Below are 6,071 nucleotides of genomic sequence, written 5' to 3'. Positions count from 1 at the left end.
GCGCGGTGGCGGCCTGCGCGCAAGGCCGCCGCTGCGGGGCCCGCGCCGTCCCGCGCCGCCACGCTACCAGGGCCAGGGGCGCCGGCCACCGCGCTATCCGCCGCCGCCCTTGCCGTATCCGCCACGCTACCGGGGCTGGGGCGGCTATGGCGCCATCTATCCCACCATTTATCCGGCGCCGTATCCCGTGTTCGGCGGCCAGCAGGAGCCGGCGCCGTATCAGGATACGGGCCAATATCAAGACCAAGACCAGGGGCAGGATCAAGGAGCGGATCAAAACCCGGACCAGGATGACGGCCAGATGCAGGGCGAAGTGCCGCCCATCCTGGCGTCCACCCTGGGCCGCGTACCGGGCGCGGCCGCCTTGCGCTACCAGGCGGTGGGCGCGATTCCGCAGGCCGTCAACGATGCGAACGCCACGGGGCCGGGCCTGTATGTGATCGAGTTTGACACCAAGGATGGCCGGCGCGCCTACAGCGGCCAGACCGACGATTTGCGGCGGCGCCTGAAACAGCACCATCTGTGCGGCAAGATGATGGGCATCGACATGAGCGCGCATGACGTCTATGTGGCGCCGCTATCGTCGGCCGCTCAGCGGCGCATTCTGGAAAAGGGTATCCACAGCGACATGTTTACCCACCGGCGCGGCGTGTTGACGAACCAGCGGCGCGAACTGGAAATGGCCGTGCTGGGCGAAATGTGGGGCTGACGATGACAGTAGCTTGACGACTGCGAAGGAGAGCATCATGCACCAACTCGAATGTGAATGCGGGCAATGCCGGCAGCGGGCCGGCGCCGCGTTTGAAGTGCTGGAATTCGGCCGGGAGTGGCCGGGCAAGGGCCGCGCGGCGGCCGTCTTCAGCGAAGAGGAAGAACTGCAGCTGGCCATGGAGTTGCTGGAAGTGGCCAGCGAGGAGGAACTGGAGCAGTTTCTCGGCAATGTCTTCAAGAGCGTGTGGAAGGGCGTCAAGAAAGTGGGCGCTACCATCGCCAAGGTGGCCAAGCCGCTGGGCGGCGCCTTGAAGGCCGTGGCCAAGACGGCCTTGCCCTTTGTCGGCGGCGCCCTCGGTTCGATGATCCCGATACCGGGTGTGGGCACGGCGCTCGGGTCGGCCCTGGGGCGCGCGGCCAGCAATGCGCTGGAGCTGGAAATGGAGAACGCAGCGCCGGCCGACCGTGAACTGGAGCTGGCGCGCCGCTTCGTGCGCATCGCGGGACAGGCGGCGCGTCTGGCCGGTGACAGCGATGGCAGCACGCGCGCCGTGGAAAGCGCGCTGACGCGGGCCCTGCACCAGCAATTGCCGCACTTCCGCTCGCCTGCGCCGCAGCAGGAAGATGAAAGCGGACGCTGGCGCCGGCGCGGCAACCGCATCGTCGTCATGGGCGACTGGCAATAGCGCGGCAAGATGATCATCGATTGCCACTGCCATGCGGGTCCGGGAGACGGTTTGAGCGGGCCGTGGGACAGCGATGCGCCGCTGCAGGCCTACTTGCGCCGCGCCCAGACGGCCGGTATCGCCCGCAGCGTGCTGTTCGCCGCCTTCCACTCCGATTACGCCATCGCCAACCATGGCGTGGCGCGCCTGGTAGCGTCCGATCCGCAGCGTTTCTACGGTTTTGCCTTCGTGCATGCGCGGCGCGACCGTGGCCGCATCCAGGACATGGTGCGCACGGCCGTCGAGCGTTACGGTTTTGTCGGCATCAAGGCGCACCGGCTTGACTCTCGCATCAGTGGCGAACTGTGCGAGGCGGCGCGCTTCTTCGGCTTGCCCGTGCTGTACGACCCGGCCGGCGAGGTGGCCGTGGCCGAGCTGCTGGCGCAGCAGTATCCCGACGTCAATTTCATCCTGCCGCACCTGGGCAGCTTTGGCGACGACTGGGCGGCGCAGCTGGCGCTGATCGACCACCTTGTGCGCCATCCGAATATCCATACGGACAGCTCGGGCGTGCGCCGCTTCGACTTGCTGCAGCAGGCCGTGCGCCGCGCGGGGCCGCACAAGGTCCTGTTCGGCTCGGACGGTCCGTGGCTGCATCCGGGACTGGAATTGCACAAGATCGAGTTGCTGGGATTGCCGCCGCTCGATGCGGCGTTGATCACGGGCGGCAATTTTTTGCGGCTGGCGCGGCTGGCGTGAGGCAGATCAAAAGGCAGCCGGCGGTGTCGCGGCAGTAGCGGCTTGCTCCGCGCAGGTAGCCGCCTTGCGGCGTATCTGCAGGGCGCGGTCGGTCACGCCCAGGCGGGCGGCCGCGCGCTGGTTATTGCCGTGTTCCTCGGCCAGCACCAGGCGGATGGCCACGTCGGTGGCGCAACGCGTGATGTGCGACAGCTTGCAGCCCTGGGCCAGGGCCCGCCGCACGGCCGCTTCGAAATACTGGTCAGGCCAGTGCGGTGCCAGCAGCTGTTCGTTTGGCGGCAGGGCGCCGATGGTGATGGGGCCGGGGCCGCAATGGCGGTGCCAGATGCGCGTGACGGTCTGGCGCAACTCGCGCACATTGCCCGGATAGTCGCGCAGCAGCAGGTATTCGCGCACGGCCGCGTCCAGCGCGGGCGGAGGGCGCTGCGCCAGCTCGGCGAGGAAATGCCGGGCCAGCGGCAGGATGTCGTCCTGGCGCTCGCGCAGGGGTGGCGTCTGGCAACGCCAGCCGGCGATGCGGTAATACAGGTCGGCGCGAAAGGCGCCGCGCGCCACCTCATGTTCCAGTTCGCGGTTGGTGGCGCAGACGAGGCGAAACTGGGTCGGTTGCCAGGTATTGCCGCCCACGCGCTTGTATTTGCGCTCCTGGATGGCGCGCAGCAGCTGCGCCTGCAAGGGCAGCGGCAGTTCGCCCACTTCGTCGAGAAACAGCACGCCGCCGTCGGCCAGGGCGAAAGCGCCATCGCGCGCGGCCGCCGCGCCCGTAAAAGCGCCCCGTTCATGGCCGAACAGTTCGCTGCCAGCCAGGTCCGGCGACAGGGTGGTGCAGTCGAGGATGGTGAAGTCGCCGCTGCAGTTGCCGAGGCGGTGGACCAGTTGCGCCAGTAAATCCTTGCCCGTGCCCGTCTCGCCCGTGATCAGCATCGACGCCTGGCTGAAGGCGGCCATTTCCACCACCTGGTGCAGCAAGGCGGTCCAGGCCGCGCTCTCGCCCACCAGCTGCTGGCGCACGGCGCCGGACGCCAGCAGCTGCGCTACGGCCTGCCAGCGCTGCAGGCGCGCCAGCACCTGGCCCGCATCGATGCTACCGGCCGGCCACAGCAGCACATCGAGCGCGCCGGCCGCCAGCAGGGCACGCTTTTGCGCGCAGCTGGGAGGCTGGCCGCAGGCGGCAATGGCCAGCACGGAGGCATGGCGGCACAGTGCTGGCAGCGCTTGCAGCAGCGCGGCATTGGCCTCGGCAAACAGGACGATGCCCGCCCCATCTTCCTCGCCATCGTGCCGCCGGGCGACAGTTACCTGAGCCTGCTTCAAGGCCGTCATCAGCAAGGCGCCACTGCCAGCCGCCGCCTGCTGCACGATTTCCAGCCACACCTTGAGCGTCATATGCCAGCCATCACGAGGGCACGAGTGGCCCATCTTAGAAGCCCGATACCCCAGCCGTTTGATCTGGCGCAAGCGTGCGCGGTAGTGCATCAAATGAAAAACGCCGCCTGATTTGCATCAGGCGGCGCTATTTAATGAAGTTCAACGAACGTCAACGTCTTTAGACGTTCTCATCCAATTTCACGCAATCAACAAAATATCCGCGCTTGCCATCGACTTCGCGTTTCACGAGACCATGCACATCCGTTTCGAAGCCTGGGAAGCGCTCGTTGAAGTCGCGCGCGAAGCGCAGGTAGTCGACGATGGTCTTGTTGAAGCGCTCGCCGGGGATCAGGAGCGGAATGCCCGGCGGATACGGCGTCAGCAGGATGGACGTGATGCGGCCTTCCAGTTCGTCGATGGCCACGCGCTCGATTTCGCGGTGCGCCATCTTGGCGAACGCGTCCGACGGCTTCATGGCCGGGATCATGTCCGACAGATACATTTCCGTCGTCAGACGCGCCACGTCGTAGGCCTTGTAGAAATCGTGGATCTGCTGGCACAGGTCGCGCAAGCCCATTTTTTCGTAGCGTGGGTTGGCCGCCGCAAATTCCGGCAGGATGCGCCACATCGGCTGGTTCTTGTCGTAGTCGTCCTTGAATTGCTGCAACGCGGTCAGCAGGGTATTCCAGCGGCCCTTGGTGATGCCGATCGTAAACATGATGAAGAACGAGTACAGGCCGCATTTTTCAATGATGACGCCGTGCTCGGCCAGGTACTTGGTGACGATGGACGCGGGGATGCCCGTGTCGCCGAACTGGCCGTCCAGCGACAGGCCAGGGTTGACGATGGTCGCCTTGATCGGGTCGAGCATGTTGAATCCGGGAGCCAGGTCGCCGAAGCCGTGCCAGTCATCCTCGGCGCGTATCATCCAGTCTTCCTGCTGGCCCATGCCTTCGTCGTTGAAGCTGGACGGACCCCACACCTGGAACCACCAGTCCTGGCCCCACTCCTGGTCGATCTTCTTCATGGCGCGGCGGAAATCGAGCGCTTCCATGATCGACTCTTCCACCAGGGCCGTGCCGCCCGGCGCTTCCATCATGGCCGCGGCCACGTCGCACGAGGCGATGATGGAATACTGCGGCGACGTCGAGGTGTGCATCAGGTAAGCCTCGTTGAAGGCGTCCTGGTCCAGCTTGACCGTGTCCGATTCGCGCACGAGGATTTGCGAGGCTTGCGACAGGCCGGCCAGCAATTTGTGCGTCGACTGGGTCGAGAAGATCATCGATTCCTTGGCGCGCGGACGGTCCTTGCCGATGGCGTGCATATTCTTGTAGAAATCGTGGAAGGTGGCGTGCGGCAGCCATGCTTCGTCGAAGTGCAGGGTGTCGATCTTGCCGTCCAGCATTTCGCGCAGGGTTTCCACGTTGTAGATCACGCCATCGTAGGTCGATTGCGTGATGGTCAGAATGCGCGGCTTCTTGTTCTTCGCTTCGCGTGCGAACGGGTTCGCCTCGATCTTGCGGGCAATGCTTTCCGGCGTGAATTCATGCAGCGGGATAGGGCCGATGATGCCCAGGTGATTGCGTGTCGGCATCAGGAACACGGGAATGGCGCCGCACATGATGATCGAATGCAGGATCGACTTGTGGCAATTGCGGTCGACGACGACGATGTCGCCTGGTGCCACGGTCGAGTGCCACACCATCTTGTTCGAGGTCGACGTGCCGTTGGTGACGAAATAGCAATGATCGGCATTGAAGATGCGCGCCGCATTGCGCTCGGACGCGGCGACAGGGCCCGTATGGTCGAGCAGCTGGCCCAGTTCTTCGACGGCGTTGCAGACGTCGGCGCGCAGCATGTTTTCACCGAAGAACTGGTGGAACATCTGGCCGATCGGCGACTTCAGGAACGCCACGCCGCCCGAGTGGCCGGGGCAGTGCCACGAGTAGGAACCGTCGTTGGCGTAGTGCACCAGCGCGCGGAAGAACGGCGGCGACAGGCCGTCCAGGTAGGATTTCGCTTCGCGGATGATGTGGCGCGCGACGAATTCCGGCGTATCTTCGAACATGTGGATGAAACCGTGCAGTTCGCGCAGGATATCGTTGGGGATATGGCGCGAGGTACGCGTTTCGCCGTACAGATAAATGGGGATGTCGGCATTCTTGTAGCGGATTTCCTCGACGAAGGCGCGCAGCGATTTCAAGGCGTGGTCGGTTTCCTCGATGGAACCGCCGCCGAATTCTTCATCGTCGATCGACAGCACGAAGGCTGACGCGCGCGATTGTTGCTGGGCAAATTGCGACAAATCGCCGTAGCTGGTCACGCCCAGCACTTCCATGCCTTCTTTTTCCATTGCGGCGGCAAGGGCGCGAATGCCCAGGCCGGACGTATTTTCAGAACGGAAATCCTCGTCAATGATGACGATAGGGAAACGAAATTTCATGCATGTCTCCAAAAAAGCAAGCCGCCCCTGACAGATGTGAAGGGGCGGACTAGGGCGCGACCTCAGGCGGTAATGCAAGCCGGCAGCCGCAGAAAAAAAATAAGAACGGGATTCTCGCAGAAATG

The 6,071-nt window shown here is 64.5% G+C and carries 5 protein-coding genes; 3 read left to right on the top strand and 2 right to left on the bottom strand.

What is annotated here, in order from left to right; genetic code table 11:
- From KO538_RS15855 to KO538_RS15845, 3 genes are all read left to right on the top strand, one after another.
- On the top strand, nt 1-709 hold a 709-nt coding region (locus tag KO538_RS15855), incomplete at its 5' end, for a GIY-YIG nuclease family protein (RefSeq protein WP_219328898.1).
- A 37-nt stretch (nt 710-746) separates the two neighbouring features.
- Nucleotides 747-1,397 carry a hypothetical protein gene (locus tag KO538_RS15850; RefSeq protein WP_219328897.1) on the top strand — a complete coding sequence of 217 codons (651 nt, stop codon included), beginning with the start codon at nt 747-749 and terminating at the stop codon, nt 1,395-1,397.
- 9 nt (nt 1,398-1,406) lie between these two features.
- Nucleotides 1,407-2,135 (top strand): amidohydrolase family protein, encoded by a 729-nt coding sequence (locus KO538_RS15845; protein ID WP_219328896.1) that lies wholly within the window; start codon nt 1,407-1,409, stop codon nt 2,133-2,135.
- A gap of 6 nt (nt 2,136-2,141) precedes the next feature.
- On the opposite strand, the gene KO538_RS15840 is transcribed toward KO538_RS15845, so the two are convergent.
- Nucleotides 2,142-3,521, bottom strand: coding sequence for a sigma-54 dependent transcriptional regulator (locus KO538_RS15840; protein ID WP_257620389.1), 1,380 nt, complete (start codon nt 3,519-3,521; stop codon nt 2,142-2,144).
- 160 nt (nt 3,522-3,681) lie between these two features.
- On the bottom strand, nt 3,682-5,946 hold the full coding sequence (locus tag KO538_RS15835) for an arginine/lysine/ornithine decarboxylase (RefSeq protein WP_034755510.1): 2,265 nt from the start codon (nt 5,944-5,946) through the stop codon (nt 3,682-3,684).
- Nucleotides 5,947-6,071: the final 125 nt, after the last annotated feature.

It is taken from the genome of Janthinobacterium sp. NKUCC08_JDC (genome assembly GCF_019345575.1).
GTDB lineage: Bacteria > Pseudomonadota > Gammaproteobacteria > Burkholderiales > Burkholderiaceae_D > Janthinobacterium > Janthinobacterium aestuarii.
This window is presented reverse-complemented; position numbering and strand designations above follow the sequence as displayed.